The 25762-nt window shown below is 64.0% G+C and carries 24 protein-coding genes; 9 read left to right on the forward strand and 15 right to left on the reverse strand.

Translation table 11 applies throughout. The features are described from left to right. The first annotated feature begins 72 nt into the window (after positions 1-72). The 4 genes from lon to cmoB all read left to right on the forward strand — a co-directional run bounded on the left by lon (position 73) and on the right by cmoB (position 4809). Positions 73-2493: an endopeptidase La gene (lon, locus tag IX761_RS15865; protein ID WP_194790518.1), complete on the forward strand. Its 2421-nt coding sequence runs from the start codon at positions 73-75 to the stop codon at positions 2491-2493. Between the two features lie 137 nt (positions 2494-2630). After that, positions 2631-3023, forward strand: a complete 393-nt coding sequence (locus IX761_RS15870; protein ID WP_194790519.1) for a protease inhibitor I42 family protein — start codon at positions 2631-2633, stop codon at positions 3021-3023. An 89-nt stretch (positions 3024-3112) separates the two neighbouring features. Continuing rightward, entirely contained in the window at positions 3113-3856 is a 744-nt protein-coding gene (gene cmoA / locus IX761_RS15875; RefSeq protein ID WP_194790520.1) for a carboxy-S-adenosyl-L-methionine synthase CmoA, read from the forward strand. Then, a complete protein-coding gene (cmoB, locus tag IX761_RS15880) occupies positions 3853-4809 on the forward strand; it encodes a tRNA 5-methoxyuridine(34)/uridine 5-oxyacetic acid(34) synthase CmoB (RefSeq protein WP_194790521.1) in 957 nt (318 codons plus the stop codon). Before cmoA ends, cmoB begins: the two co-directional genes overlap by 4 nt. A 1077-nt stretch (positions 4810-5886) precedes the next feature. Here the strand turns inward: cmoB and IX761_RS15885 are convergent. Then, a complete protein-coding gene (locus tag IX761_RS15885) occupies positions 5887-6090 on the reverse strand; it encodes a hypothetical protein (RefSeq protein ID WP_194790522.1) in 204 nt (67 codons plus the stop codon). Positions 6091-6399: 309 nt separating this feature from the next. On the opposite strand from IX761_RS15885, the gene IX761_RS15890 reads away from it, so the two are divergent. After that, on the forward strand, positions 6400-7074 hold the full coding sequence (locus tag IX761_RS15890; protein ID WP_194790523.1) for a heavy metal response regulator transcription factor: 675 nt from the start codon (positions 6400-6402) through the stop codon (positions 7072-7074). After that, entirely contained in the window at positions 7071-8456 is a 1386-nt protein-coding gene (locus tag IX761_RS15895) for a heavy metal sensor histidine kinase (RefSeq protein ID WP_194790524.1), read from the forward strand. Before IX761_RS15890 ends, IX761_RS15895 begins: the two co-directional genes overlap by 4 nt. A gap of 117 nt (positions 8457-8573) precedes the next feature. Here IX761_RS15895 and pdxJ read toward each other — a convergent pair whose 3' ends face one another. The 10 genes from pdxJ to rpoE all read right to left on the reverse strand — a co-directional run bounded on the left by pdxJ (position 8574) and on the right by rpoE (position 18735). Next, positions 8574-9296: a pyridoxine 5'-phosphate synthase gene (gene pdxJ / locus IX761_RS15900; protein WP_228533614.1), complete on the reverse strand. Its 723-nt coding sequence runs from the start codon at positions 9294-9296 to the stop codon at positions 8574-8576. 62 nt (positions 9297-9358) lie between these two features. Beyond that, positions 9359-10042 carry a DNA repair protein RecO gene (recO, locus tag IX761_RS15905; protein ID WP_194790526.1) on the reverse strand — a complete coding sequence of 228 codons (684 nt, stop codon included), beginning with the start codon at positions 10040-10042 and terminating at the stop codon, positions 9359-9361. Between the two features lie 175 nt (positions 10043-10217). Continuing rightward, entirely contained in the window at positions 10218-11120 is a 903-nt protein-coding gene (gene era / locus IX761_RS15910; protein ID WP_194790527.1) for a GTPase Era, read from the reverse strand. Continuing rightward, positions 11113-11802, reverse strand: a complete 690-nt coding sequence (gene rnc, locus IX761_RS15915) for a ribonuclease III (RefSeq protein ID WP_194790528.1) — start codon at positions 11800-11802, stop codon at positions 11113-11115. Before rnc ends, era begins: the two co-directional genes overlap by 8 nt. A 160-nt stretch (positions 11803-11962) precedes the next feature. Continuing rightward, positions 11963-12817 (reverse strand): signal peptidase I, encoded by an 855-nt coding sequence (gene lepB, locus IX761_RS15920; RefSeq protein WP_153788757.1) that lies wholly within the window; start codon positions 12815-12817, stop codon positions 11963-11965. A gap of 5 nt (positions 12818-12822) precedes the next feature. Next, positions 12823-14622, reverse strand: a complete 1800-nt coding sequence (gene lepA / locus IX761_RS15925) for a translation elongation factor 4 (protein ID WP_024717450.1) — start codon at positions 14620-14622, stop codon at positions 12823-12825. A gap of 328 nt (positions 14623-14950) precedes the next feature. Continuing rightward, positions 14951-16351 (reverse strand): DegQ family serine endoprotease, encoded by a 1401-nt coding sequence (locus tag IX761_RS15930; protein ID WP_416366792.1) that lies wholly within the window; start codon positions 16349-16351, stop codon positions 14951-14953. A 203-nt stretch (positions 16352-16554) separates the two neighbouring features. Beyond that, positions 16555-17520, reverse strand: coding sequence for a MucB/RseB C-terminal domain-containing protein (locus IX761_RS15935; protein ID WP_194790530.1), 966 nt, complete (start codon positions 17518-17520; stop codon positions 16555-16557). An 11-nt stretch (positions 17521-17531) separates the two neighbouring features. Then, positions 17532-18122 (reverse strand): sigma-E factor negative regulatory protein, encoded by a 591-nt coding sequence (locus IX761_RS15940; RefSeq protein ID WP_194790531.1) that lies wholly within the window; start codon positions 18120-18122, stop codon positions 17532-17534. 31 nt (positions 18123-18153) lie between these two features. Next, complete coding sequence (rpoE, locus tag IX761_RS15945; protein ID WP_010220971.1) at positions 18154-18735, reverse strand: RNA polymerase sigma factor RpoE; 582 nt, start codon at positions 18733-18735, stop codon at positions 18154-18156. A 435-nt stretch (positions 18736-19170) separates the two neighbouring features. On the opposite strand from rpoE, the gene nadB reads away from it, so the two are divergent. Then, entirely contained in the window at positions 19171-20775 is a 1605-nt protein-coding gene (gene nadB, locus IX761_RS15950; RefSeq protein WP_194790532.1) for an L-aspartate oxidase, read from the forward strand. A gap of 99 nt (positions 20776-20874) precedes the next feature. On the opposite strand, the gene IX761_RS15955 is transcribed toward nadB, so the two are convergent. Together IX761_RS15955 and IX761_RS15960 are read right to left on the reverse strand one after the other, a co-directional pair. Then, the gene (locus IX761_RS15955; RefSeq protein ID WP_194790533.1) at positions 20875-21333 is read right to left on the reverse strand and encodes a protein YgfX; all 459 of its coding nucleotides are present in this window, start codon (positions 21331-21333) and stop codon (positions 20875-20877) included. Further along, entirely contained in the window at positions 21317-21571 is a 255-nt protein-coding gene (locus IX761_RS15960; RefSeq protein ID WP_054899398.1) for a succinate dehydrogenase assembly factor 2, read from the reverse strand. The genes IX761_RS15955 and IX761_RS15960 overlap by 17 nt, the downstream gene beginning before the upstream one ends. A gap of 133 nt (positions 21572-21704) precedes the next feature. Here IX761_RS15960 and IX761_RS15965 point away from each other — a divergent pair, with 133 nt between their 5' ends. Together IX761_RS15965 and IX761_RS15970 are read left to right on the forward strand one after the other, a co-directional pair. Further along, the gene (locus tag IX761_RS15965; RefSeq protein ID WP_194790534.1) at positions 21705-22646 is read left to right on the forward strand and encodes a YgfZ/GcvT domain-containing protein; all 942 of its coding nucleotides are present in this window, start codon (positions 21705-21707) and stop codon (positions 22644-22646) included. Positions 22647-22701: 55 nt separating this feature from the next. Beyond that, positions 22702-23508: an HDOD domain-containing protein gene (locus IX761_RS15970; protein ID WP_194790535.1), complete on the forward strand. Its 807-nt coding sequence runs from the start codon at positions 22702-22704 to the stop codon at positions 23506-23508. Positions 23509-23586: 78 nt separating this feature from the next. On the opposite strand, the gene IX761_RS15975 is transcribed toward IX761_RS15970, so the two are convergent. Next, entirely contained in the window at positions 23587-24966 is a 1380-nt protein-coding gene (locus IX761_RS15975; protein WP_194790536.1) for a sensor histidine kinase, read from the reverse strand. Beyond that, positions 24959-25630: a response regulator gene (locus tag IX761_RS15980; RefSeq protein ID WP_194790537.1), complete on the reverse strand. Its 672-nt coding sequence runs from the start codon at positions 25628-25630 to the stop codon at positions 24959-24961. Before IX761_RS15980 ends, IX761_RS15975 begins: the two co-directional genes overlap by 8 nt. Positions 25631-25762 lie beyond the last annotated feature (132 nt).

Consider the following 25762-nt stretch of genomic DNA (forward strand, 5'->3'; position numbering starts at 1 on the left):
CCCTTCGTCTACCATTGAAACCTGCCCCCCACCGCCCCATCTAAGCACCATAGCCATTCACGCAGGTGCCCCATGAGCGACCAGCAGGAACTCCCGGAACGCCCCGACGAACACACCGAAGTCGAACACCTCGACCCGGCGACCGAGCCCGGTCAACACCTCGCCCTGCCCGGCCAACAGCTGCCGGACAAGGTCTACGTGATCCCGATCCACAACCGCCCGTTCTTCCCCGCGCAAGTGCTGCCGGTGATGGTCAACGAAGAGCCGTGGGCCGAAACCCTCGACCTGGTGGCCAAGACCCCGCACCAATCGCTGGCGCTGTTCTTCATGGACACCCCGCCGGAAGACCACCGCCACTTCGACACCAACGCACTCCCCGAATACGGCACCCTGGTCAAGGTGCACCACGCCAGCCGCGAAGGTGGCAAATTGCAGTTCGTCGCCCAGGGCCTTTCGCGGGTACGCATCCGCACCTGGCTCAAGCACCATCGCCCGCCGTACCTGGTCGAAGTGGAATACCCGCGCCAGCCGGCCGAGCCCACTGACGAGGTGAAGGCCTACGGCATGGCCCTGATCAACGCGATCAAGGAGCTGCTGCCGCTCAACCCGTTGTACAGCGAAGAGCTGAAGAACTACCTCAACCGCTTCAGCCCCAACGACCCGTCACCGCTGACCGATTTCGCCGCCGCGCTCACCTCGGCCACCGGCAACCAGTTGCAGGAAGTGCTCGACTGCGTGCCCATGCTCAAGCGCATGGAGAAAGTACTGCCAATGCTGCGCAAGGAAGTGGAGGTCGCGCGCCTGCAAAACGAGATCTCCGCCGAGGTGAACCGGCAGATCGGCGAGCACCAGCGCGAGTTCTTCCTTAAAGAGCAGCTCAAGGTCATCCAGCAGGAGCTGGGCCTGACCAAGGACGACCGCAGCGCGGACCTGGAGCAGTTCCAGCAGCGCCTCGAGGGCAAGACCCTGCCCGACCAGGCGAAAAAGCGCATCGACGAGGAGATGGGCAAACTGGCCATCCTCGAAACCGGCTCGCCGGAATACGCCGTCACCCGCAACTACCTGGAATGGGCCACCGCCCTGCCCTGGGGCGTGTATGGCGACGACAAGCTCGACCTTGCGCATGCGCGCAAGGTGCTCGACCGCCACCACGCCGGGCTCGATGACATCAAGGAACGTATTCTCGAATTCCTCGCCGTCGGCGCCTGGAAAGGCGAGATCAGCGGCTCGATCGTGCTGCTGGTGGGCCCGCCCGGGGTGGGCAAGACCAGCATCGGCAAGTCCATCGCCGAGTCCCTCGGCCGGCCGTTCTACCGCTTCAGCGTCGGCGGCATGCGTGACGAAGCCGAGATCAAGGGCCACCGCCGCACCTACATCGGCGCCCAGCCCGGCAAGCTGGTGCAGGCGCTGAAGGAGGTCGAGGTGATGAACCCGGTAATCATGCTCGACGAGATCGACAAGATGGGCCAGAGCTACCAGGGCGACCCGGCCTCGGCGCTGCTGGAAACCCTCGACCCCGAGCAAAACGTCGATTTCCTCGACCATTACCTGGACCTGCGCCTGGACCTGTCCAAGGTGCTGTTCGTCTGCACCGCCAACACCCTGGACTCGATCCCCGGGCCCCTGCTCGACCGCATGGAAGTGATTCGCCTGTCCGGCTATATCACCGAAGAAAAACTGGCCATCGCCAAGCGCCACCTGTGGCCCAAGCAACTGGAAAAGGCCGGCGTGTCCAAGGCCAGCCTGAGCATCAGCGACAGCGCCCTGCGCACGGTGATCGAGGGCTATGCCCGCGAGGCCGGGGTACGCCAGCTGGAGAAACAGCTGGGCAAGCTGGTGCGCAAGGCGGTGGTCAAGCTGCTGGAAGACCCGGACGCGAAACTGAAGATCGCCAACAAGGACCTGGAAGCGGCCCTTGGCATGCCGGTGTTCCGCAGCGAGCAAGTGCTGGCCGGCAAGGGCGTGATCACCGGCCTTGCCTGGACCAGCATGGGCGGCGCCACCTTGCCGATCGAGGCCACGCGCATTCATACCCTCAACCGCGGCCTCAAGCTCACCGGCCAGCTGGGGGATGTGATGAAGGAATCAGCGGAGATCGCCTACAGCTACGTCAGCTCGAACCTGAAGCAGTTCGGCGGTGCGCCGGGTTACTTCAACGAGGCCTTCATCCACCTGCACGTGCCCGAAGGCGCCACCCCCAAGGATGGCCCCAGCGCTGGCGTAACCATGGCCAGCGCGCTGTTGTCGCTGGCCCGCGACCAGGCGCCGAAGAAAGGCGTGGCCATGACCGGCGAGCTGACCTTGACCGGGCAGGTACTGCCGATTGGCGGGGTGCGCGAGAAGGTGATCGCCGCGCGGCGGCAGAAGATCTTCGAGCTCATTCTTCCCGAAGCCAACCGCGGCGATTTCGCGGAGTTGCCGGAGTATCTGAAGGAAGGGCTGACGGTGCACTTCGCCAAGCGCTTTGCCGACGTGGCGAAAGTGTTGTTCTGACAGACCGCCATCGCGGGGCAAGCCCGCTCCCACAGGCATACCGCAGACCCTGTGGGAGCGGGCTTGCCCCGCGATGAGTCCGGCACAGTCAACACAACTTCGGTTATCCTCAGGCCATTCCAGCCTCCGGAGCCAACATGACCCTCCCTCGTCTGCTCGTTCCCCTGGGCCTCGCCCTGCTTACCGCCTGCGCGCAACAACCGCAGCGTACCGTCGAACTGGACGCTGAAAGCGAATGCCCGACGCGCCTGCAGGTCGGCCAGAACATGACCCTCACCCTGCCCAGCAACCCCACCACCGGTTACCGCTGGCTGCTGCAGAACCCGGCCCCGGAGATCCTGCGTGCCCTCGGCCCCGAGGTGTACAGCAGCCCCGAGGAAGCCGGTATCGTCGGCAGCGCCGGCCTCTCCAGCTGGCGCTTCCAGGCCAAGGCCGCAGGCGAAGGCCACCTGATCCTGGTCTACCAGCAGCCCTGGGCCCCGGAAGTGCGCCCGGTGCAGACCTTCGATTGCGTCATCCGGGTCAAGTGAGCCAGCGGCGCCGGTCAGCCAGTCATGCAAGCTTGCCGTGGTTTGGCTAGAATGCCGCCCCTGTAGATTGCCAGCCGCCCGGACCCTTCGTGAGCAAACAACCCGACCGCCTTTTCGCCCAGCCCCTGGAGCAGGTGCCCGACTTCGTGTTCAACGAGGACGTGGTGCAGGTGTTCCCGGACATGATCAAGCGCTCGGTGCCTGGTTACCCGACCATCGTCGAGAACCTCGGCGTGCTTGCCGCGCGCTTCGCCCAACCGAATACCGCGCTGTACGACCTCGGCGCCTCGCTGGGTGCGGTCACCCAGGCGTTGCGCCGCCACGTGCGCAGCGATGGCTGCCGGGTGATCGCGGTGGACAACTCTGCGGCCATGGTCGAGCGCTGCCGCCAGTACCTCACTGCCCAGGACTCGATGTTCCAGGAGTTGCTGCCGGTAAAGGTGCTGGAGGCCGACATCCTGTCGCTGCCGTTCGAGCCCGCCTCGGTGGTGGCGATGAACTTCACCCTGCAGTTCATCGCTCCCGAACAACGCCTGGAACTGCTCGGCCGCATCCGTCAGGCCCTGCTGCCGGGCGGTGCGCTGATCCTCTCGGAAAAACTGCGCTTCGCCGACGACCAGCAGCAGCAATTGCTCAATGACCTGCACCTGGACTTCAAACGGGCCAATGGCTACAGCGAACTGGAAATCGCCCAGAAGCGCAGTGCCATCGAGAACGTGATGAAGCCCGACACCCTGGAAACCCACACCGAGCGCCTGCGCGCCGCCGGTTTCTCCAAGGTCGTGCCCTGGTTCCAATGCCTCAACTTTGCCTCGCTGATAGCCCTGCCATGATCGATCTGTCCCCCCTCGTCCGCCGCCTGGCGGGCACCCCTCTTGCCACCTGGTCCCAAGGCCTGCAGGCGCAACTGCAAGCCAAGCTGGAAAAGGGCCACGGCGACCTCGATCGCTGGCGCGGCGCGCTCGATGCGCTGCCGCAGCTGACCCCGAGCGAAATCGACCTGGTCGACGGCCTGCGCCTGGACTGCGACTGTGACGACGCCACCCGCGCACAGATGCGCCAGGCCTTGATGGGGTTGTCGCCTTGGCGCAAGGGGCCATTCGACCTGTTCGGCGTGCATGTGGACACCGAATGGCGTTCGGACTGGAAATGGTCGCGGGTCGGCCCGCACCTGGACCTTAAGGGCAAGCGTGTGCTCGACGTGGGTTGCGGCAATGGCTATTACCAGTGGCGGATGCTCGGCGCCGGTGCCGACATGGTGATCGGGGTCGACCCCAACTGGCTGTTCTTCTGCCAGTTCCAGGCGGTGCAGCAGTACCTGCCTGAGCTGCCGGCCTGGCACTTGCCGTTTGCCCTGGAAGAGTTGCCGGCCAACCTCGAAGGCTTCGACACGGTGTTTTCCATGGGCGTGTTCTACCACCGCCGCTCGCCCATCGAGCACCTGCTCGCGCTGAAGGACTGCCTGGTCAAGGGTGGTGAGCTGGTGCTGGAGACGCTGGTGATCGAGGGTGATGAAAACCAGGTGCTGGTGCCTGAAGACCGCTACGCGCAGATGCGCAATGTGTGGTTCCTGCCTTCGGTGCCGGCGCTGGAGCGCTGGCTGCGGCGTGCGGGGTTCAGCGAAGTGCGTTGTGTGGATGTCAGCGTTACCAGCGTCGAGGAACAGCGCAGTACCGAGTGGATGCGGTACCAGTCGCTTGGCGACTTCCTTGATCCGAATGACCATGGCAAGACGGTCGAAGGGTTGCCGGCGCCGCGCCGGGCTACGTTGATAGCGCGTAAGTAAGGTCGAGGTCGAGGTCGAGGTCGAGGTCGAGGTCGAAAATTTAGCGTTTGGGTGTTGGTATTGCGTGAATATCCATTGGCGATGGAGACGTTGATTCACCTTTCCGCCCTTACGGCGGCTTACTTTGCTCTTGGGCAAAGTAAGCAAAACCGCCTGCTCCCATCATCCGGCCCCTACGCTGCGCTTCGGGGTTCCCTCACTCCGGCCTTGCTCCCGCGTGGACGCACCGAAGGGCCATCCATGGCCCATCGGTGCTCGATGGGCATCCATGCCCATCGCCCCGCTCCGCAAGTCCTCCGATCGGCCTCCTGAAGTCGCGTTTGGCGGTGACTGGACTATCGCGCGCTTAGAAGCAAGAGCAAGAGCAAGAGCAAGAGCAAGAGCAAGAGCGGATCGTATTTAATTGTTATTGATGTGTTGTTTGTAATGGCCTCATCGCCGGCAAGCCGGCTCCCACAGTGACCGCGTGAGTTTCGAGCTCAGCGCAGTACTTGTGGGAGCTGCGGTTCGCCGCTGCGACTTGCCAGCGATTGCAATTTGAAGTTCAACAAAATAATCAACTAGCGATAGCAGCGCCAATATAGGCGCCGCCCCTAACTTCGCGACTTCAGGAGGCCGATCGGAGGGCTTGCGGAGGGAGGCGACGGGCATGGATGCCCGTCGAGCACCGATGGGCCATGGATGGCCCTTCGGTGCGTACTCCCGGGAGCAAGACCGGAGTGAGGGAACCCCGGAGCGCAGCGCAGGGGCCGTATGAATGGAGCGAGCGGTTTTGCTTACTTTTTCCAAGAAAAAAGTAAGCCGCCGTAAGGGCGGAAAGGTGAATAAGCGTCACCATCGCAAACGGATATGCTCACAACTGTTAAAACCAACTAACCAACTAACCAACTAACCAACTAACCAACTAACCAACTAACCAAAGCATCAGGGTAGTTTTCGCCTTTTCTGTATCCAATCAACACTCGAACACAACATTGTCATTCTTCGATATCAAGCAGGGCTCCATAAAAAAGGCGCCCATATGGACGCCTGAGTACACCTACCGCGAGGAGCCATCGCAACGCAGGTGCCTGTTACTCAATCCTTGGCCAACTCACGCGCCCTTTCCTCAGCCTTGCGCTCACGCTCAACCAGCGCTTCCTGCTTGTCGCCATGCAACCGCGCCTGGTCCTCGCGAAACGCCTGCCAGAACTGCTTGGAACGCTCCGCGCCACCCTCGGCGAAGACGCTGGTGCTGCCCAGGGCGAGGATCGCCAGCAGCAGGTATTTACTCAGGTTCATCGTGCTTGCCTCGTGATAACCGTATCGACAGGGCCATCATCGCAAGTGGCAGCTAACGCCAAGGTGAGGCGCAGATTACAGTGCTGCAAGGCTGGCCTCATCGCCGGCAAGCCGGCTCCCACAGGGAACGCGCCATCCCAAGGCCCGCTTGCCAGCAATGAGGCCAGGCCTGTCACACACATGACCCACGCATTACAAATCCGTAATCCCCACCGTTTACCCATTCGCATCCAGTAACATCCTCGCCGCTTGACCCTGATGTCACTACAGGGTCGAGAATCGCCCCCTTTCCGCCACCCGAGCCCGACCATGCGCCTACTGATCATCGAGGACGAACCCCGCACCGCCGACTACCTGCAACAGGGCCTGCGCGAAAACGGCTACGTGGTCGACTGCGCCCACACCGGCACCGATGGCCTGCACCTGGCCCGCCAGCAGCCCTACGACCTGGTGATCCTCGACGTCAACCTGCCCGAGCTCGACGGCTGGAGCGTGCTGCAACGCCTGCGCGCCGAGTCGTCCACGCGGATCATGATGCTCACCGCCCACGGTCGCCTGGCCGACCGGGTCAAAGGCCTGGACCTGGGGGCCGACGACTACCTGCTCAAGCCATTCGAGTTCCCCGAGCTGCTGGCGCGTATCCGCAGCCTGCTGCGACGTAACGACCAGCGCCTGCAACCGAGCACGCTGAAAGTCGCCGACCTCGAGCTCGACCCCGGCCGCCACCGCGCCTGGCGCGGCGGCCAGCGCATCGACCTGACCGCCAAGGAATTCGCCCTGCTGCACCTGCTGATGCGACAGAGTGGCGAGGTGCTGTCGCGCACGCAGATCATCTCGCTGGTGTGGGACATGAACTTCGATTGCGACACCAACGTGGTGGAAGTGTCGATCCGCCGCCTGCGGGCGAAGATCGACGACCCCTTCGACGACAAGCTCATCCACACCCTGCGCGGTGTTGGCTACGTGCTCGAGGCCCGGGCTTGAAGCGCCCGACCTTGTCCCTGCGCCTGGGCCTGACCGTCACCCTGATGGGTGCGGCACTGGTGCTGCTGCTGGCCACCCTCGCGGTGTTCGCCCTAGACCACGAACTGGACAGCCGCGCGCGCAAGGACCTGACCCGCAAGATGCTGCAGGTCGAGCACAACCTGCGGGTCGACTTGCGCAGCGACGACCTCGGTACCCGAGCCCATCCGCTGCTCGACGTGGTCATGGGCCACGACAACCTCAGCCTCAGCGTCATGGCCGCCAATGGCCGCCACCCTGCCCTGCTCAGCCTCGGTCAGCCCCTTCAATCCCGGCACCTGCTGGCGCTGGAGGCCGATGCGCGAATGACCTTTCATGCCTGGCGCGACGACGAAGGCAACCAGGTGCTGACGGCCAGCCGCCTGATGCGCCTGCGCGACGACACCCCGGTGAAGGTGCTGATGTCGCTCAACCGCAGCGACGATAACGCCCTGCTCCAGGCCTACCTGCACTCCACCCTGCTCGCCCTGCCCCTGCTGCTGGTGCTGATCGGTATCGCCGCCTGGAAGCTGGTACAGCGCGACCTGCGCCCATTGCGCCATTTCCGCCGCATCGCCGGGCAGGTGTCGGCCCAGGAGCTTGGCCATCGCCTGCCGGACGAAGGCCTGCCGACCGAACTGGCCGACCTGGCCCGGGCCATCAACGTCATGCTCGATCGCCTCGACCAGGGCGTGCGCCAGCTGTCGCAGTTCTCCGACGACCTGGCCCACGAACTGCGCACACCGATCGGCAACCTGATGGGCAAGGCCCAGGTGACCCTGGCCCGCGAACGCGATGGCGACAAGTACCGCGAGGCACTGGAGGACAGCGTCGAGGAGCTGACCCGGCTCAACCGCATCATCAACGACATGCTGTTCCTCGCCCAGGTCAGCCAGCCGCAGAGCCAGGTGGCCTTGCAGCCGCTGCCACTGGCCGACGAGGTGGCCCGGGTCAGTGAACTGTTCGCCTTCAGTGCCGAGCTCAAGGGCATCTCCCTGCACCTGCAAGGCTGGGGCACGGCGCTGGCGGACCGGCTGATGTTCCAACGGGCACTGTCCAACCTGCTGAGCAATGCCATTCGGCACAGCCCTGAGCAACAGGCAGTGGCGGTGGGCATCGAGCGCCACGGCAACGAGGTCGCGGTGTGGGTGGAGAACCAGGGGCCGGGGATTGGCGAGGTGCACCTGCCGCACTTGTTCGAACGCTTTTATCGGGCCGGGGCCGGGCGTTCGCGGCTGGAGGGCGGGACAGGGTTGGGGCTGGCGATCGTGAAGTCGATCATGCAGCTGCATGGGGGGCGGGTCGAGGTGAGCAGCCAGGCCGAGGGGCCTATCCGGTTTACCCTGTTATTTCGCAGCGAATAGCGGCTTCACCTGCACTGGCCTAATCGCCGGCAAGCCGGCTCCCACAGGTACTGCGCGGAACCTGAGGCTGGCGCTATACCTGTGGGAGCCGGCTTGCCGGCGATTGTCCCTAGAAGATCAGTGCGAAGCAGCGACGATCAGCGCCTTCATCTCCGCCACCGCAGCTTTGAAGCCGACGAACAGCGCATGGGCCACCAACGCGTGGCCGATGTTCAGTTCGTTGATGCCCTTGATCGCGGCAACGGCTTCGACGTTGTGATAATGCAGGCCGTGACCGGCGTTGACGATCAGGCCCTGGCCGATACCGAAGGCCACGCCATCGACGATGCGTTTGAGCTCTTCGGCCACTTCGGTCGGGGTCTCGGCGTCAGCATAACGGCCGGTATGCAGCTCGATGGCGGGCGCGCCAACACGACGCGAAGCTTCGATCTGCCGTTCGTCGGCATCAATGAACAGCGACACTTCGGCGCCGGTGCGCGACAGGCGCTCGACCGCCGCCTTGATCCGCGCTTCCTGCCCGGCCACATCCAGGCCACCTTCGGTGGTCAGCTCCTGGCGGGTTTCCGGCACCAGGCAGATATGCGCCGGGCGGATCTTCTCAGCGAACAGCATCATCTCTTCGGTGACGCCCATCTCGAAGTTCATGCGGGTCTGCAGCACGTCCTTGAGCACCAGTACGTCGCGCTCCTGGATGTGCCGGCGGTCTTCGCGCAGGTGCACGGTGATGCCATCGGCACCCGCTTCCTCGGCGTCCAGCGCGGCCTTGACCGGGTCCGGATAACGGGTGCCCCGGGCCTGGCGCAGGGTCGCCACGTGGTCGATGTTGACGCCGAGAAGCATGCGGTTGCTGTGAGTCACGAAGGGGCACTCCTGAAAGTTGAGGGCCACAGCATACGTGCTGATCAGCGCTTGCGAAACAGTTCCCGGCTGACCAGCGGCTTGGGCCCCAGGTGCACCGCCAGGGCCTGGCGCATCAGGCGCTTGGCCGCGAGCAAGGCGCCCGGTGCGTCCCAGTCGGCCTGGGCCAGCGCTTGCAGTTCAGTGCCTTTGAACAACCCCGGCTGGAACAGCTCGACCCGCTCCAGGCCCGCGTCCACTTGCAGGCGGTAGAGACCGTCGGCGACCAGCGGATCGTCGTTCACATCATGTTCCAGCGAGAAGGCGTAGCCCAACTCGTCCAGCAGGCGCCATTCGAAGGAGCGCAGCAGCGGCTCCAGCGCCCGGCCGGCGGCCAGGGCCTGCAAGGTGAGGGTGTAGTGCTCGAACAGCGCCGGATGCGGCGCTTCGGCGGGTAACAGGCGCATCAGCAGCTCGTTGAGGTACAAGCCGCTGAACAGCGCATCGCCGTGCAGCCAGGCGGCGATGCCGCTGCTGTCCAGGCGCCCGACGTTCTTCAACTCGCCGCGCCCGCGCAGTTCCACTTCCAAGGGCACGAACGGCCGCACCAGGCTGCCACCCTTGCCCCGCGCCCGGCGCAGCACCGCCCGTACCCGGCCCTGGGGCGTAAGGAAGTCCACCAGGGCGCTGGTTTCCTTGTAGGCGCGGCTGTGCAGCACGTAGGCCGGTTGCGGGGTGGGTTGGTCCATGGGATATCACTCAGACCGGGAGCGTCGCAAGCCCTGTAGGAGCGGCCTTGTGTCGCGAAAGGGCTGCAAGGCAGCCCCAGCAATCTGCGTATCGACGCTGAAATTTTGGGGCCGCTCTGCGGCCCTTTCGCGACACAAGGCCGCTCCTACAGGCAGAGCAGATTCGCGCGTGGGTCTACAGGTCGCCGTAACCCAGCGAACGCAGGGCGCGTTCGTCGTCGGACCAGCCACCCTTGACCTTGACCCACAGGTTGAGCATGACCTTGGAATCGAACAGCACTTCCATGTCCTTGCGCGCTTCGGAGCCGATGCGCTTGATGCGCTCGCCCTTGTCGCCAATGATGATTTTCTTCTGGCCGTCACGCTCGACCAGGATCAGCGCATGGATGTGCAGCACATGGCCCTGCTGCTTGAACTCTTCGATTTCCACGGTGATCTGGTACGGCAACTCCGCACCCAGCTGGCGCATGATCTTCTCGCGGACCAGTTCGGCGGCGAGGAAGCGGCTGCTGCGGTCGGTGATCTGGTCTTCCGGGAAGAAGTGGTCGTTCTCCGGCAGGTGCTTGGCGATCTGGGCTTCCAGCGCGTCGAGGTTGTGCCCCTGCTGCGCGGAAATCGGCATCACTTCGGCGTTCGGCAGTTGTTCCTGCAACCACTGCAAGTGCGGGATCAGCTCGGCCTTCTCTTCCATGCGGTCGGTCTTGTTGACCGCGATGATCAGCGGGCCGGTGACGTACTGCACGCGCTCGAGCACCAGCTGGTCCTCGTCGGTCCACTTGGTGCGGTCAACCACGAAGATCACCACGTCGACGTCCTTCAGTGCCGCCGAGGCGTTGCGGTTCATGTAGCGGTTGAGCGCTTTGTCATTGGCCTTGTGCATGCCGGGGGTATCGACGTAGATCGCCTGCACGTCACCCTCGGTCTTGATGCCGAGCATGTTGTGGCGGGTGGTCTGCGGCTTGCGCGAGGTGATCGCCAGCTTCTGCCCGAGGATGTGGTTGAGCAGGGTCGACTTGCCGACGTTGGGGCGGCCGACGATGGCAACATAGCCGCAGCGGGTCGAAGTGTTTTCAGTCATTGCCATTCTCCACGCCCAGGGCGATCAATGCGGCGGCGGCGGCGACCTGTTCGGCGATACGCCGGCTTACGCCCTGGCCACGGCTTTTCTTGTTCAGCAGGACCACTTCGCATTCCACGAGGAAGGTCCGGCAGTGCGGTTCGCCCTGGATGTCCACCACTTCGTAACGTGGCAGGTCGCAGGCACGCGATTGCAGGAACTCCTGCAGACGGGTCTTGGGGTCTTTGTTGGTGTCGACCAGCGTGAGGCCTTCGAACTCGTCGGTCAGCCAGGCCAGAATGCGCTCGCGCGCGGTCTGCATGTCGGCGTCCTGGTAGATCGCGCCGATCAGTGCCTCCAACGCGTCCGCCAGGATCGACTCGCGGCGGAAACCGCCGCTCTTGAGTTCGCCCGAGCCCAAACGCAGGTACTCGCCAAGGTCGAAGCCGCGGGCCAGACGGGCGAGCGTCTCGCCCTTGACCAGGCGTGCGCGCAGGCGCGACAGCTGGCCTTCGCGGGCCTGCGGGAAGCGCTCGAACAGCGCCTCGCCAACCACGAAGTTGAGAATGGCATCGCCGAGGAATTCCAGGCGCTCGTTATTGCGCCCGGCATAGCTGCGATGGGTCAGGGCCAGCAACATCTGGTCCTGGTCCTTGAAGGTGTAGCCGAGCTTGCGCTCCAGGCGGGCAAGGGAAGCACTCATGGGGCCACCCGTACAAAGTTCAACGCGTTGTTCAAATCAACATCCTGAAAGACGGTTTGGCTGTGGCTCGCCATCAAGATGGCGAAACCTCTCGTTCCCTGAGAACACAGCCTATGTCAGAAAAGCAATCGGCGCTGTCCGCAGACAGCGCCGTCGATACTTAGTGGATCAGGCCGACCCGCGACAAGTTGGGCAGGTGGCTCAGTTTCGGTTCTGGCCAGCTCATCCATACGGCGAACGCCTTGCCGACGATGTTCCGGTCCGGAACCATGCCGTGCAGCTCTTTGGGGATGTTCGGGTCATCCCAGTAGCGGCTGTCGTTGGAGTTGTCGCGGTTGTCACCCATCATGAAGTAGTGACCCGCCGGCACGGTCCATTGCTGGTCCGGCGGCATGCGGTAGCGGGTCATTTCCTTGCGGATCAGGTGCTCGACCTCACCCAGTTTTTCCTTGTACAGCTCGGCGCTGCCCAAGGTGCCCGGCTCGCTGCCGACCAGTTGCTCGGCGACCGCCTGGCCATTGACGAACAGGCGCTTGTCGTTGGTGTAGCGGATCTGGTCGCCCGGCAGGCCGATTACCCGCTTGATGTAGTTGACGTTCGGGTCGCTCGGGTAGCGGAACACCATGACATCGCCGCGTTGTGGGTCACCGACTTCGATGACCTTCTTGTCGATCACCGGCAGGCGGATGCCGTAGGAGAACTTGTTCACCAGGATGAAGTCGCCCACTTCCAAGGTCGGTTTCATCGAACCCGACGGGATTTGGAACGGCTCAACCAGGAACGAACGCAACACCAGCACGATGAACAGCACCGGGAAGAACGACTTGCCGTACTCGACCAGCAACGGCTCCTTGTTCAGGCGTTCGACCACGGCCATTTCTGGCTGGCTGACGCTGCCCTGGTAGGTGGCGATCGCCGCACGCCGGCGCGGGGCCAGGAACAGCAGGTCGATCAGACCCAACAGGCCGCAGACGGCAACGGCGATGACGAGCAACAGCGGGAAATTTAGCGACATAGGACCTAGCTATCCAACCTGAGCACGGCGAGGAAGGCTTCCTGTGGAATTTCCACGTTGCCGACCTGTTTCATGCGTTTCTTACCGGCCTTCTGCTTCTCCAGCAGCTTCTTCTTACGGCTCACGTCGCCGCCGTAGCACTTGGCCAGTACGTTCTTTCTGAGCGCCTTGACGGTGGTCCGCGCAATGATCTGGCCGCCAATGGCTGCCTGGATCGCCACGTCGAACATCTGCCGAGGGATCAGTTCCTTCATCTTCTCGGTCAACGCACGGCCTTTGTAGGCGGCGTTGTCGCGGTGCACGATCAGTGCCAGGGCATCGACCTTGTCACCGTTGATCAGCACGTCCAGCTTGACCAGGTTGGCCGACTGGTAGCGGTCGAAATGATAGTCCAGCGAAGCGTAGCCGCGGCTGGTCGATTTGAGGCGGTCGAAGAAGTCCAGCACCACCTCGTTCATCGGCATGTCGTAGCGCACCTGCACCTGGCTGCCGAGGAACTGCATGTCGCGCTGCACGCCACGCTTCTCGATGCACAGGGTGATGACGTTGCCCAGGTGCTCCTGGGGTACCAGGATGGTCGCGGTGACGATCGGCTCACGGAAATCGGTGACGGACGACACATCAGGCAGCTTCGACGGGTTGTCGACGATGATGGTTTCGCCAGTCTTGAGCTCGAGCTCGTAGATCACGCTCGGTGCGGTGGTGATCAGGTCCAGGTCGTATTCGCGCTCCAGGCGCTCCTGGATGATCTCCATGTGCAGCATGCCGAGGAAGCCGCAACGGAAGCCGAAGCCAAGCGCGTCGGAGCTTTCCGGCATGTATTGCAGCGACGAGTCGTTCAGGGTGAGCTTCTGCAGCGCGTCACGGAAGTCTTCGAAGTCGTCGGAGCTGACCGGGAACAGGCCGGCGTACACCTGTGGCTGGATCTTCTTGAAGCCTGCGAGCACTTCGACCTCGGGGGTCGAGGACAGGGTCAGGGTGTCACCGACCGGCGCACCATGGATGTCCTTGATGCTGGCGATGATGAAGCCCACTTCGCCTGCCTTCAGGTCGGCGGTTTGCGTGTGCTTGGGGGTGAATACGCCGACGCTGTCGACCAGGTGCACCTTGCCGGTGGACTTGACCAGGATCTTGTCGCCTTTCTTGACGCGGCCCTGGCGCACGCGCACCAGCGAGACCACGCCCAGGTAGTTGTCGAACCAGGAGTCGATGATCAGTGCCTGCAGGGGGGCGTCGATTTCGCCTTCGGGCGCAGGGATGGTGTGCACCAGGCGCTCGAGCACCTCGTCCACGCCCATGCCGCTCTTGGCGCTGCAGGCCACAGCGTCAGTGGCGTCGATGCCGATGATCTTCTCGATCTCGTCCTTGACGCGGTCCGGGTCGGCCTGGGGCAGGTCCATCTTGTTCAGCACCGGCATGACTTCCAGGCCCTGCTCGATGGCGGTGTAGCAGTTGGCGACCGACTGCGCCTCGACGCCTTGGCCGGCGTCGACCACCAGCAGTGCACCCTCACACGCCGCCAGCGAGCGCGAGACTTCATAGGTGAAGTCGACGTGGCCGGGGGTGTCGATGAAGTTCAGCTGGTAGGTTTTGCCGTCCTGCGCCTTGTAGTGCAGGGTGACGCTGTGGGCCTTGATGGTGATCCCGCGCTCGCGCTCCAGGTCCATGGAATCGAGGACCTGGGCCTCCATTTCGCGTGCCGACAGGCCACCGCACATCTGGATGAAACGGTCGGCCAGCGTCGACTTGCCATGGTCGATGTGGGCGATGATGGAGAAATTGCGGATATGACTCAAATCACTCACGGGTCAACACTCGAAAAGGCTGCGAGCCGGACGCCCGCCGAAAAATAGCCGGGAATTGTACCTCAAGCCGGAGGGATATGGGAGATTCCTCTATCGGCCAGCGGCATCACCCTGCGGCTGAGCTGAGAAAAACATGTACTTGTGGGAGCGGGCTTGCCCGCGAACACCGGCAAAGCCGGTGCCCTCCACCGCAGCGCCTGCTTCGCGGGCAAGCCCGCTCCCACAGGGCCCGCGCTGCCTGCCAGCGCAGCAGATTGTCCCATAGCAATTTGAGAGCGCTCATGAAAAAGGGCAGCCAGCGCTGCCCTTTTCCTACCTGCCAATCCGCTTATTCAGCCAGCTTGAAGGTGATGAAGCTGGCGCGCCCCTGGCGCAGCACGCGCATCGACACCGAGCGGTTCTTCGGCAGCTCCTTGGCCACCTCGGTGAACTGCTTGGCCGAAGCGATCGGCTGGTTGTTCAGGTGGCTGATGACATCACCCGGACGCAGGCCGATCAGGGCCGCCGGGCCATCCTGAACTTCCTTGATGACCACACCGCCCTTGAGCTCCAGCGATTTTTTCTGCTCGGCGGTCAGGTCGGTCACGGAAACGCCCAGGCGGTTGCTGCTGCGCTCGGCGCCGCCTTCTGCGCCAGTGCCGATGTCTGCCTCGTCGTCCGGCAGCGCTCCCACGGTCACATCGAGGTTCTGGCGCTTGCCGTTGCGGATGATCTCCAGCTTGGCCTTGGCGCCATCCTTGAGGCTGCCGACCAGGTGCGGCAGGTCGGCCGACATGACGATCGGCTGGCCGTTCATGCTCAGGATCACGTCACCGACTTGCAGGCCGCCCTTGGCCGCCGGGCCGTCTTCCAGCACCTGCGCCACCAGGGCGCCGGCCGGCTTGTCGAGACCGAAGGACTCGGCCAGGTCCTTGTTGACCTCCTGGATCACCACGCCCAGCCAACCACGGCTGACCTTGCCGTCTTTCTTCAGCTGGTTGGACACATCGATCGCCACATCGATCGGGATGGCGAACGACAAGCCCATGAAGCCGCCGGAGCGGGTGAAGATCTGCGAGTTGATACCCACCACTTCACCTTTCATGTTGAACAGCGGGCCACCCGAGTTGCCCGGGTTGATCGCCACGTCGGTCTGGATGAACGGCACATAGGTGTCGTTGGGCAGGGTGCGCCCCTTGGCGCTGACGATACCTTTGGTTACCGAGTGGTCGAAACCGAACGGAGAGCCGATGGCCAGCACCCATTCACCGACCTTGAGCTTTTCCGAATCGCCCAGTTTCACGGTTGGCAGGTTCTTGCCCTCGACCTTGAGCAGGGCGACGTCGGTGCGCGGATCGGTGCCGACCAGCTTGGCTTGCAGCTCGCTGCGGTCGGACAGGCGGACGATGATCTCGTCGGCATCAGCGACCACATGGTTGTTGGTCAGCACGTAGCCATCGTCGGAGATGATGAAGCCCGAACCCAGCGACTGCGCCTCGCGCTGGCGATCACCGCGGGGCGAACGCGGCTGCTGCGGCATGTTGCGCTCGAAGAATTCGCGGAACATCGGCGGCAGGCCTTCGAGGTCAGGCATCTGCCCGGCGGCAATGCGCCGGTCCGGCAGTTTCTGCTTGGTACTGATGTTGACCACCGCCGGCGAGGCCTGCTCGACCAGGGTGGTGAAGTCCGGCAGCGACTCCTCGGCCTGGGCACTGAGCACCTGGCCGAGCATCAGCACGGCGGCGAACATCGAAAGGTAGGTTTTCAAGCGTGGTATCGACATACGGCTCCCGTCACAACGAGCGTAGTTAGCAGTGAGTCCCCTGCGAACGCAGGAAAGGCCAGACTCCGAGAAGCCTGACCTATAGAAAATTTACGTCTGGAATGCAAATGACAATGCCTGAAATTCATGTCAGCACTGTGTAACAGAAGCTGTCAAAGCGCGGCCTGACATCATTGTTTGGCCTGGACATCCTGGGCACGCATCGACAGGGCCACTCGCTCGGCGGTACCCAGCGGGATCTCGCCGACCACGGTGACCATCACCTTTCCCTTGGGCGTATTGAGGTGCCGTGAAACCGCGACGGTGGGGCCGAGCTGGGTGCGGGTGTCGGTCCCTGAATCGCTGCCGATTGGCTCAAGGAACACAGAGAAACGTGCCAAACCATCGTCGTACATCAGGCTGGTGACCATGCTTTTACGCTGCGGGTCGCGACGAACATGGCTGTTGACCAGCTCGAAACCTGGCGGCAACCAGTCGGAGCGCCAGCCAGCGACCGTTTCGGAGGCAGTCGCCGCGGTTCGTTCCACCGGTCTGCACGCACTGCTGGCGCTCAGATCGGCGTCGGTCGGCAGGTCGTCGGTGTCCAGGCGAGTCATCTGGAAGCGTTCGAGCAACTGGCCTTTGTCGTTGAGCATCAACGAGCGCAGGGGCAGGCCGGTCTTGGTGTCCAGATGCAATTCGAAAGCGTAGCGGTGCTGGTCACGGGGGGTGAGCGTGACGATCACGGCATCACGCCCGGCGACGCGTGACTTGCCTGCCACACTCAAGTCGTACCAGCTCATCAACTTCAGGGGATCGAGCACACGCGCTGTCGAGTCTGGCGGCGTACCTACGCCACTCACCAGGGCGCCACTGACGCATTGCACCTTGCCATCGACACGCACGATTTCCTGGGCAGCGCCATCGAGCTGAAGCAAACGCTCGCTGACCTTGCCGTCCTGGACGCGATGCCAGATATCGTGGGTGGAGAAGCTGCCGTTACGTTCGTAGACGAAAGAGCCCTGGTAACTCTGCTCTTGCTCGGCCCGTGCCAGCTTGCTCAGCCAACCACTCGCCTCGGGCGAAGAGTTGGCTGCCAGGGCCTGCACGGTCAGGCTGCTGCCAAGCAGCAGCGACACGAGAGGTAGCGCGCGCATGTGCCTCCTTACTAGCGGTTTTCCAGGCTGGCGGCGCGGGCGTAAGGCAGAGCGGTCTCGGTGCCCTTGAGCGCGGATTCCTGGGCATGCTGGCGCAGGTAGCCTGGCAGACGCTGATCCCAGCCGGCCTGGTTCTGCAGCACACCGTTGGCCATCGGCCCGGTCGGTTGTTCGCTGCTTTCACTATAGCCTGCCAGAACGGCCGGGCCTTGAGCCTGAGGCATGCTCAGCCCCTGCTGTGCAGGTTGCTGGGAAGCCAGCTCGGCGCCAGTGATTTCGTCCTGGTTGTAGAAGCGTACGCCGGCCAGCACCGCAACGGTGACCGAAGCGGCCACGGCCAGGCGGCCAATACTGCGCCATGGGCCCTGCTTGACCTTGGCCGGTACGGCCTCGTCGGCCAATGCGGCGGATACCGCCGAAGCGATGTCCAGCTTGGGCAGCAGCAATTCCTTGTGCATGGCTGCACGGGCTACCTGGTAACGCGACCAGGTGGCACGGGTTTCGGCATCGTCGACGGCACTAAGCACCCGACGCAGTTCCAATTCGTCCGCTTCGTTATCCATCACCGCGGACAGCGATTCCTGCAAAGCTTCACGACTCATGGCGGTTCCTCTCTTGGCTGTCGCCGCTGTCTCAGGTTTCCTGCAACAACGGTTGCAGGGCTTTGTCTATGGCCTCCCGAGCGCGGAAAATTCGAGAGCGCACGGTACCCACTGGACATTGCATGACACTGGCAATGTCTTCGTAACTCAGTCCATCGAACTCGCGCAGCGTCAATGCCGTACGCAGGTCTTCCGGGAGTTGCTGGATGGTGCGATGGACAGTGCCTTCGATTTCATCCCGCAACAACGCGCGCTCTGGGGACTCGAGATCCTTGAGACCGTGATCGCCGTCGTAAAACTCCGCATCCTCGGAGCTCACATCGCTGTCTGGTGGCCGCCTGCCGCGGGACACCAGGTAGTTCTTCGCCGTGTTGATGGCGATGCGGTACAGCCACGTGTAAAACGCACTGTCGCCGCGGAAGTTACCGAGCGCCCGGTAGGCCTTGATGAAGGCTTCCTGCGCTACGTCCTGCGCTTCATGGGTGTCGTGTACAAAACGCACGATCAACCCGAGAATCTTGTGCTGGTACTTCAGCACCAACAGATCGAACGCTCGCCTGTCTCCGCGCTGAACGCGCTCGACAAGCTGCTGATCCTCTTCCTGGGTTAGCATGAACACTCCTCGGTGAACTCGAAGGAGCGTTGCATTAGCCATCGTTCAGGCTTGCAACCATAGACTCGGGCTTTGCGCAAAAGTTCTCCCCTCCAAGCAAGTTTCCTGCGGCCCTTGGTCGGCTCGCACGGAAGACGCAGCGCGGTCACGGCCGGCTACGTCGATATTCTGGTTTCATTACGCAGGTGTCAGCCCAAGATAGAGCCGCTGCCTGCGTCGCCGCGGCAAAATGTGGCGTGCGGGCAGCCTTCTTAGGATTTCCCGGGGTGCCGGAAAGTTCCCAAAAAGATCGTTCCAACGTCGCAAGCGCCATTGGAAATCAGGCCCTCGTGCCTGCTATAAAGGCATCCCGGCCAAGTTTCACGATAGTTTCACAATGCCATCTGCGCTCGACTATTGTGCCGCGCCCCCTCCAAAGATTACTAGTGTCCCGACATGAGCCAACAATTCCAACATGATGTCCTGGTGATCGGCAGTGGTGCCGCCGGTCTCAGCCTGGCACTGAACCTCCCTGGCCACCTGCGCATCGCCGTGCTGAGCAAAGGCGACCTGGCCAATGGTTCGACCTTCTGGGCCCAGGGCGGTGTCGCCGCGGTGCTCGACAACACCGATACCGTGCAGTCCCACGTCGAGGACACCCTCAACGCTGGCGGCGGCTTGTGCCATGAAGACGCCGTGCGTTTCACCGTCGAGCACAGCCGCGAAGCCATCGAGTGGCTGATCGAGCAAGGGGTGCCGTTCACCCGTGACGAACACTACAGCGTCGACGACGGCGGTTTCGAGTTCCACCTCACCCGTGAGGGCGGCCACAGCCATCGGCGCATCATCCATGCCGCCGACGCCACCGGTGCAGCGATCTTCAAGACCCTGCTGGACCAGGCGCGCCAGCGCCCGAACATCGAACTGCTGGAGCAACGCGTGGCGGTCGATCTGATCACCGAGCGTCGCCTGGGCCTGGACGGCGACCGCTGCCTGGGCGCCTACGTACTGGACCGCAACACCGGCGAAGTCGACACCTTCGGCGCCCGCTTCACCGTGCTGGCCACGGGCGGCGCGGCCAAGGTCTACCTCTATACCAGCAACCCCGACGGCGCCTGCGGCGACGGTATCGCCATGGCATGGCGCGCTGGCTGCCGGGTGGCGAACCTGGAGTTCAACCAGTTCCACCCCACGTGCCTGTACCACCCGCAAGCCAAGAGTTTCCTGGTCACCGAGGCCCTGCGCGGCGAGGGTGCGTTGTTGCGCCTGCCCAACGGCGAACGCTTCATGCCACGCTTCGACCCGCGCGAAGAACTGGCCCCGCGCGATATCGTCGCCCGCGCCATCGACCACGAAATGAAGCGCCTGGGCGTTGACTGTGTGTACCTGGACATCAGCCACAAGCCGGCCGAGTTCATCAAGAGCCACTTCCCCACCGTCTACGAGCGCTGCCTCACCTTCGGCATCGACATCACCCGCCAACCGATCCCGGTGGTGCCGGCGGCCCACTACACCTGCGGCGGGGTGATGGTCGACGACCGCGGTCACACCGACGTGCCTGGCCTGTACGCCATTGGCGAAACCAGCTTCACCGGCCTGCACGGTGCCAACCGCATGGCCAGCAACTCGCTGCTCGAATGTTTCGTCTACGGCCGCGCCGCCGCCGCCGACATCGAGGCGCACCTCGACCAGGTGAACATGCCGCGCGCCCTGCCCTGCTGGGATGCCAGCCAGGTCACCGACTCCGACGAGGACGTGATCATCGCCCACAACTGGGACGAACTGCGCCGCTTCATGTGGGACTACGTGGGGATCGTGCGCACCACCAAGCGCCTGCAACGCGCCGAGCACCGCGTACGCATGCTGCTGGACGAGATAGACGAGTTCTACAGCAACTACAAGGTCAGCCGCGACCTGATCGAGCTGCGCAACCTGGCCCAGGTGGCCGAGCTGATGATCCGCTCGGCGATGCAGCGCAAGGAAAGCCGGGGGCTGCATTACACCCTCGACTATCCAGGCATGCTGCCCGAGTCCGTGGATACCGTCTTGAGCCCACTCTGAATCGGCGCCGTGGCCTTCGCGGGTAAACCCGCTCCCACAGGTGCAGCGAAGGCCCTGTGGGAGCGGGTTTACCCGCGAAGGCCACGGCGCGATTTCGAATCAGGGGGCAGACACTTCAGCCCACCGGCGCCGGCTGAACTTCAGCCGGACCCGTAGCCGCCGATGCTGCTCGTGGCCCAGCGCATCCCGCGCGATACATTGGCTTTGTGCCCACCAGCGCCCCTTGCGGACAAATCGGAGCACCACCAGCCCCGGCAACGCCAGGCTGTCCCGGCACAGCTGCACGGGCTGCCACCCCTGCGCACGGCTGAACAACTGCCAGCCACGGCTATCGCGGCGCAAACCTGTTATCGCTTCGGGATGCGTCAGCAGAATACGACGAGGAATGGCCCAGGATGCATGGGCGATGCAGGCCGCAAGTATCGACCCGCGCAGCCACAGCGGCATGGCGACGGCGGCGAGGGTGATGATCGCCAACGCCAGGCTGGCGAGGTAGGCCGTCAGCAGCAGGCGCGAACCCTGCCAACGGCACTCGAAGACTTCACTTGGGCTGGACACGGTCCAGGATGATGCGGACCATGCGCTGCAGTTCAGGGTCTTCCGATTCGGTGCGTTCCATGAACCAGCCGAACATGTCCTGGTCTTCGCAGCTCAGCAGGCGAACATAGAGTTCACGGTCGGCTTCGCTCAGGCTGGGGTAGACCTCCTGGGTGAAAGGTACCAGCAGCACGTCCAGTTCCAGCATGCCGCGGCGGCTGTGCCAGAAAAGCCGGTTGAGTTCAGTTTGTTCGACCATGGGGCCCTCCTCGAATGGTCGCGCAGTATACCGCGCGACGCGCGAAGCGACACCGGGCGTTGGTCTAGTCACCTACCTATTTTGTTACCGGCGTTCTATGATGGCCGCCAGTCTCTAGCTACCGCGATGACCCATGGCCGATTCCGCTTTCTTCTGTACGCTCGCCCACGAGGGCATCCTCGCCGTGCGCGGCTCCGACGCCGGCAAGTTCCTGCAAGGCCAACTGACCTGCAACATCAATTACCTCAGCAATGAGCACGCCAGCCTTGGCGCCCGTTGCATGGTCAAGGGCCGCATGCAGTCGAGTTTCCGCATTCTCCCCGAAGGCAACGGCTACCTGCTGGCCATGGCCAGCGAACTGCTCGAGGCGCAACTGGCCGACCTCAAGAAGTACGCCGTATTCTCCAAAGCCACCCTCAGCGACGAAAGTGCTGCCTGGGTACGCTTTGGTGTGCAACAAGGTGAGACAGCCTTGCAAGGCCTGGGCGTGACAGTGTCCGACGAGGCCGGCGCTACCATTCGTCATGAGGGCCTGATCGCCGTCACCGTGTCCGCCGGGCGCGTGGAATTGTGGGTACCTGCCGACCGGGCCGACAGTGTGCACGGGCAACTGGCCGCCAGCCTCGCCCAAGGCACGCTCAATGATTGGCTGCTGGGCCAGGTCCGCGCCGGCATCGGCCAGGTCATGGGCCCGACCCGCGAGCTGTTCATCCCGCAGATGATCAACCTGCAAGCCGTCGACGGGGTGAGTTTCAAGAAGGGTTGCTACACCGGGCAGGAAATCGTCGCGCGCATGCAGTACCTGGGCAAGCTCAAGCGCCGTCAGTACCGGCTGGCACTTGAACAGCACGACGTGCCGGCACCCGGTGCCGAGATCTTCTCGCCCACCCACGGCTCGTCGGTCGGTGAAGTGGTGATCGCCGCCAGCGCGGGCCACGGCGTCGAGCTGCTGGCTGTGCTCAGCGCCGACGCCGTGGCCGACGACAACCTGCACCTGGGCAACCTCGAAGGCCCACGCCTGACGCTGCTCGACCTGCCTTACGAACTGGACCGCGATCGGGAAATCCAACGCTGACCAGCCCGCCCCGTCACGCTGGCGGGGCCGCACCACCTTTGCGGTAGAGAAGTCCATGAACAAGCTGGCCGAGATGGTCCAAGGGCAATTGCTCGCAGCCATCGACAACGACGACCTGGTGCTGCCGACGCTTCCGGAAGTCGCCCTGAGCATCCGCGAAGCCGCCGAAGACAGCGAAATCAGCGTGGCCGCCCTGAGCAAGGTGATCGGCCGCGATGCTGCCTTGTCGGCGCGACTGATCAAGGTGGTCAACAGCCCGCTGCTACGTGCCGCCGTCGAAGTCACCGACCTGCACACCGCCATCACCCGCCTGGGCATCAACTACAGCTGCAACCTGGCCATCGGCCTGGTGATCGAACAGATCTTCCATGCCCGGGCGCCGGCGGTTGAACAGAAACTGCGCGATATCTGGGCCAACAGCCTGGAAGTGGCAGGTATCAGTTACGAAATCTGCCGCAGGTTCACCCAACTCAAGCCCGACCAGGCCACCCTCGGCGGCCTGGTTCACCAGATCGGCGCACTGCCCGTGCTGATCTATGCCGAAGAGCACAACGAACTGATCTCGGACCCAGTCTGTCTGCATTACGTGATCGAGCAGATCCAGCCGGCGCTGGGCGACAAGATCCTCAGCGCCTGGGAGTTCCCCGAGCAGTTGGTCAAGTTGCCTGGCCAAGTGCAAGACCTGGATCGGCGCACCGACCAGATCGACTACATCGACGTGGTGCAGATCGCCCGCTGCATCAGCCAGCGCGGGCGCAGCCGGCCATTGGCCGCCCTGCCCGCCTACCGTCATTTGGGGCTGCCCTACGGGACTGAACTGGATGTCGCCGAGCTGCTGGAAGCACGAAACATGTTGCGTTGACTAGGATGGCCGATCGCGGGTCAAGCCCGCTCCCACGCACGGTGTGGGAGCGGGCTTGACCCGCGATGAGGCTGTCGATCAATCGGCGATGAAACTCACCCGCACCTTCAACCCACCGCGCTCGCCGTCATGCAGGCTGATCTGCGCCAGGTGCGCCCGGCAGATCTCACCGACGATCGCCAACCCCAACCCGCTACCCTGGGCGCTGCGCCGGTAGAAGCGCTCGAACACCCGCTCACGCTCTTCTTCGGGGATACCCGGCCCGTCATCTTCCACCTCCAGCACCGCTGGCGCCAGCACCCGCAGCACCACATCCCCACCAGGCGGGGTATGGGCCAGGGCGTTGTCCACCAGGTTGCTGAGCAGCTCGTTGAGCAGCGTCGGCTCGCCCTTGAGCCACACCGGCGCCTCGGCCTCCAGCGCCAACGACACGCCACGGGCATGGGCCAACGGTGCCATGGCCATGCCCAGCTCGCGGGCCAGTTGGCTCAAATCCAGGCGCTGCGCGCCACCTTCGGCGATGGCCCGGGCGCCATTCTCCACCCGCGCCAGCGACAGCAGCTGGTTGGCCAGGTGGGTCAGGCGGTCGGTGCCCTGGGCGGCGGCGTCCAGGGTCTCGCGCCATTGCTCCGGCGCCTGCGAGCGCCGCCCCAGTTCGATCCGCGCCTTGAGCGCCGCCAGTGGCGTGCGCAGCTCGTGGGCGGCATCGGCGATAAATTGCGCCTGGCGCTCGAACTGCCCGCGCAGGCGCTCGGTGAAGTGGTCAAGTGCCCGCACCAGCGGCCCCAGCTCCCGCTGTACCTGCACCACCGGCAAGGCACGCAGGTCGTCCGGCTGGCGCTCCTCCACCGCCGTGCGCAAGCGTTCCAGCGGGCGCAGGGCGGCGCTGACGGCGAACCACACCAGCACCAGCGCGCCCAGCGCCAGCATGCCCAGGCGCAGCAGGGTGTCGGCCATCAGCCCACGGGCCATGCGCACCCGCGCCTCTTCGGTCTCGGCCACGCGGATCTCGGCCATGCCGTTCATGTTCGGCTCGCTCACCGCCTTGAGCAGGCTTACCACACGCACGTCCTGACCTTGGTAGGTCGCGTCGTAGAAGCGCGCCAAGGCGGGGTAGTCGTCAGTGCGCGGCGTGCCGGGCGGAGGGGGCGGCAGGTGCTCGTAGCCGGAAATCAGCTTCTGGTGGATGTCCAGCACCTGGTAGTAGATGCGCCCGGCACTGTCGTAGGCGAAGGTGTCCAGGGCCACGTAGGGCACATCGGCGCTGAGGGTGCCATCGCGCTGCGACAGGCCGGCGGCGATGGTTCGCGCCGAGGCCAGCAGGGTACGGTCGTAGGCGGTGTCGGCGGCCTCGCGGCCGTTCCAGTAGGCGCTCAGGCCGCTGGCCAGCATCAGCACCACCAACAGCAAGGCTAGATTGCCCAGCAAGCGCCCGCGCAGGCTGCCGTTGTCACGCATCGCGATGCTCGAGCAGGTAGCCCAGGCCACGGAAGGTGACGATGGCCACCGGGTGGCCGTCGAGCTTCTTGCGCAGGCGGTGGATGTAGATCTCGATGGCGTCGGGGCTGGCCTCCTCGTCCAGGCCAAACACCTGGGCGGCCAGCTGCTCCTTGCTCATCACCCGCCCCGGGCGGGCGATCAACGCCTCGAGCACGCTTTGTTCGCGCTGGGTCAAGGTCAACGGCTCGCTTTCCAGACTGAAGCGACGGGTGTCGAGGTCGTAGACCAGCGGGCCGCAGCGCTGCTGGCGCTCGCCGCCGAGCACGCTGCGACGCAGCAAGGCCTTGACCCGCGCCTCCAGCTCACTCAGCTCGAACGGCTTGGCCAGGTAATCGTCGGCACCCAGGTTCAGCCCGTGCACCCGGTCTTTCACATCGCTGCGCGCGGTGAGCATCAGCACTGGCAAGGTCTTGCCGCGCCCGCGCAGGCGCGCCAGCACCTCGAAACCATCCAGGCGCGGCAGCCCGACATCGAGCACCGCCACGGCATAGTCTTCGCTGGCCAGGGCCAGGTCGGCGGCCACGCCATCGTGCAGCACATCCACGGTCAGCCCTTGGCTCTTGAGGGCCTGGGCCACGCTCTCGGCCAGTTGCAGGTGGTCTTCGACCAGCAGCACACGCATCGGATTCTCCCAGCCCGGGCAGGGCTTTTTGCGCGGAGTGTACCGCCGTCACCGGGCCTGTGAAGCCCTGGCGGTAAACCTTTCACGCTGAAAGGTTAGCGAAAGGTTGATTGCCTAGCATCGCACCACGGT

Source organism: Pseudomonas sp. UFMG81, assembly GCF_015354575.1.
In the GTDB taxonomy this organism is placed as follows: Bacteria; Pseudomonadota; Gammaproteobacteria; order Pseudomonadales; family Pseudomonadaceae; genus Aquipseudomonas.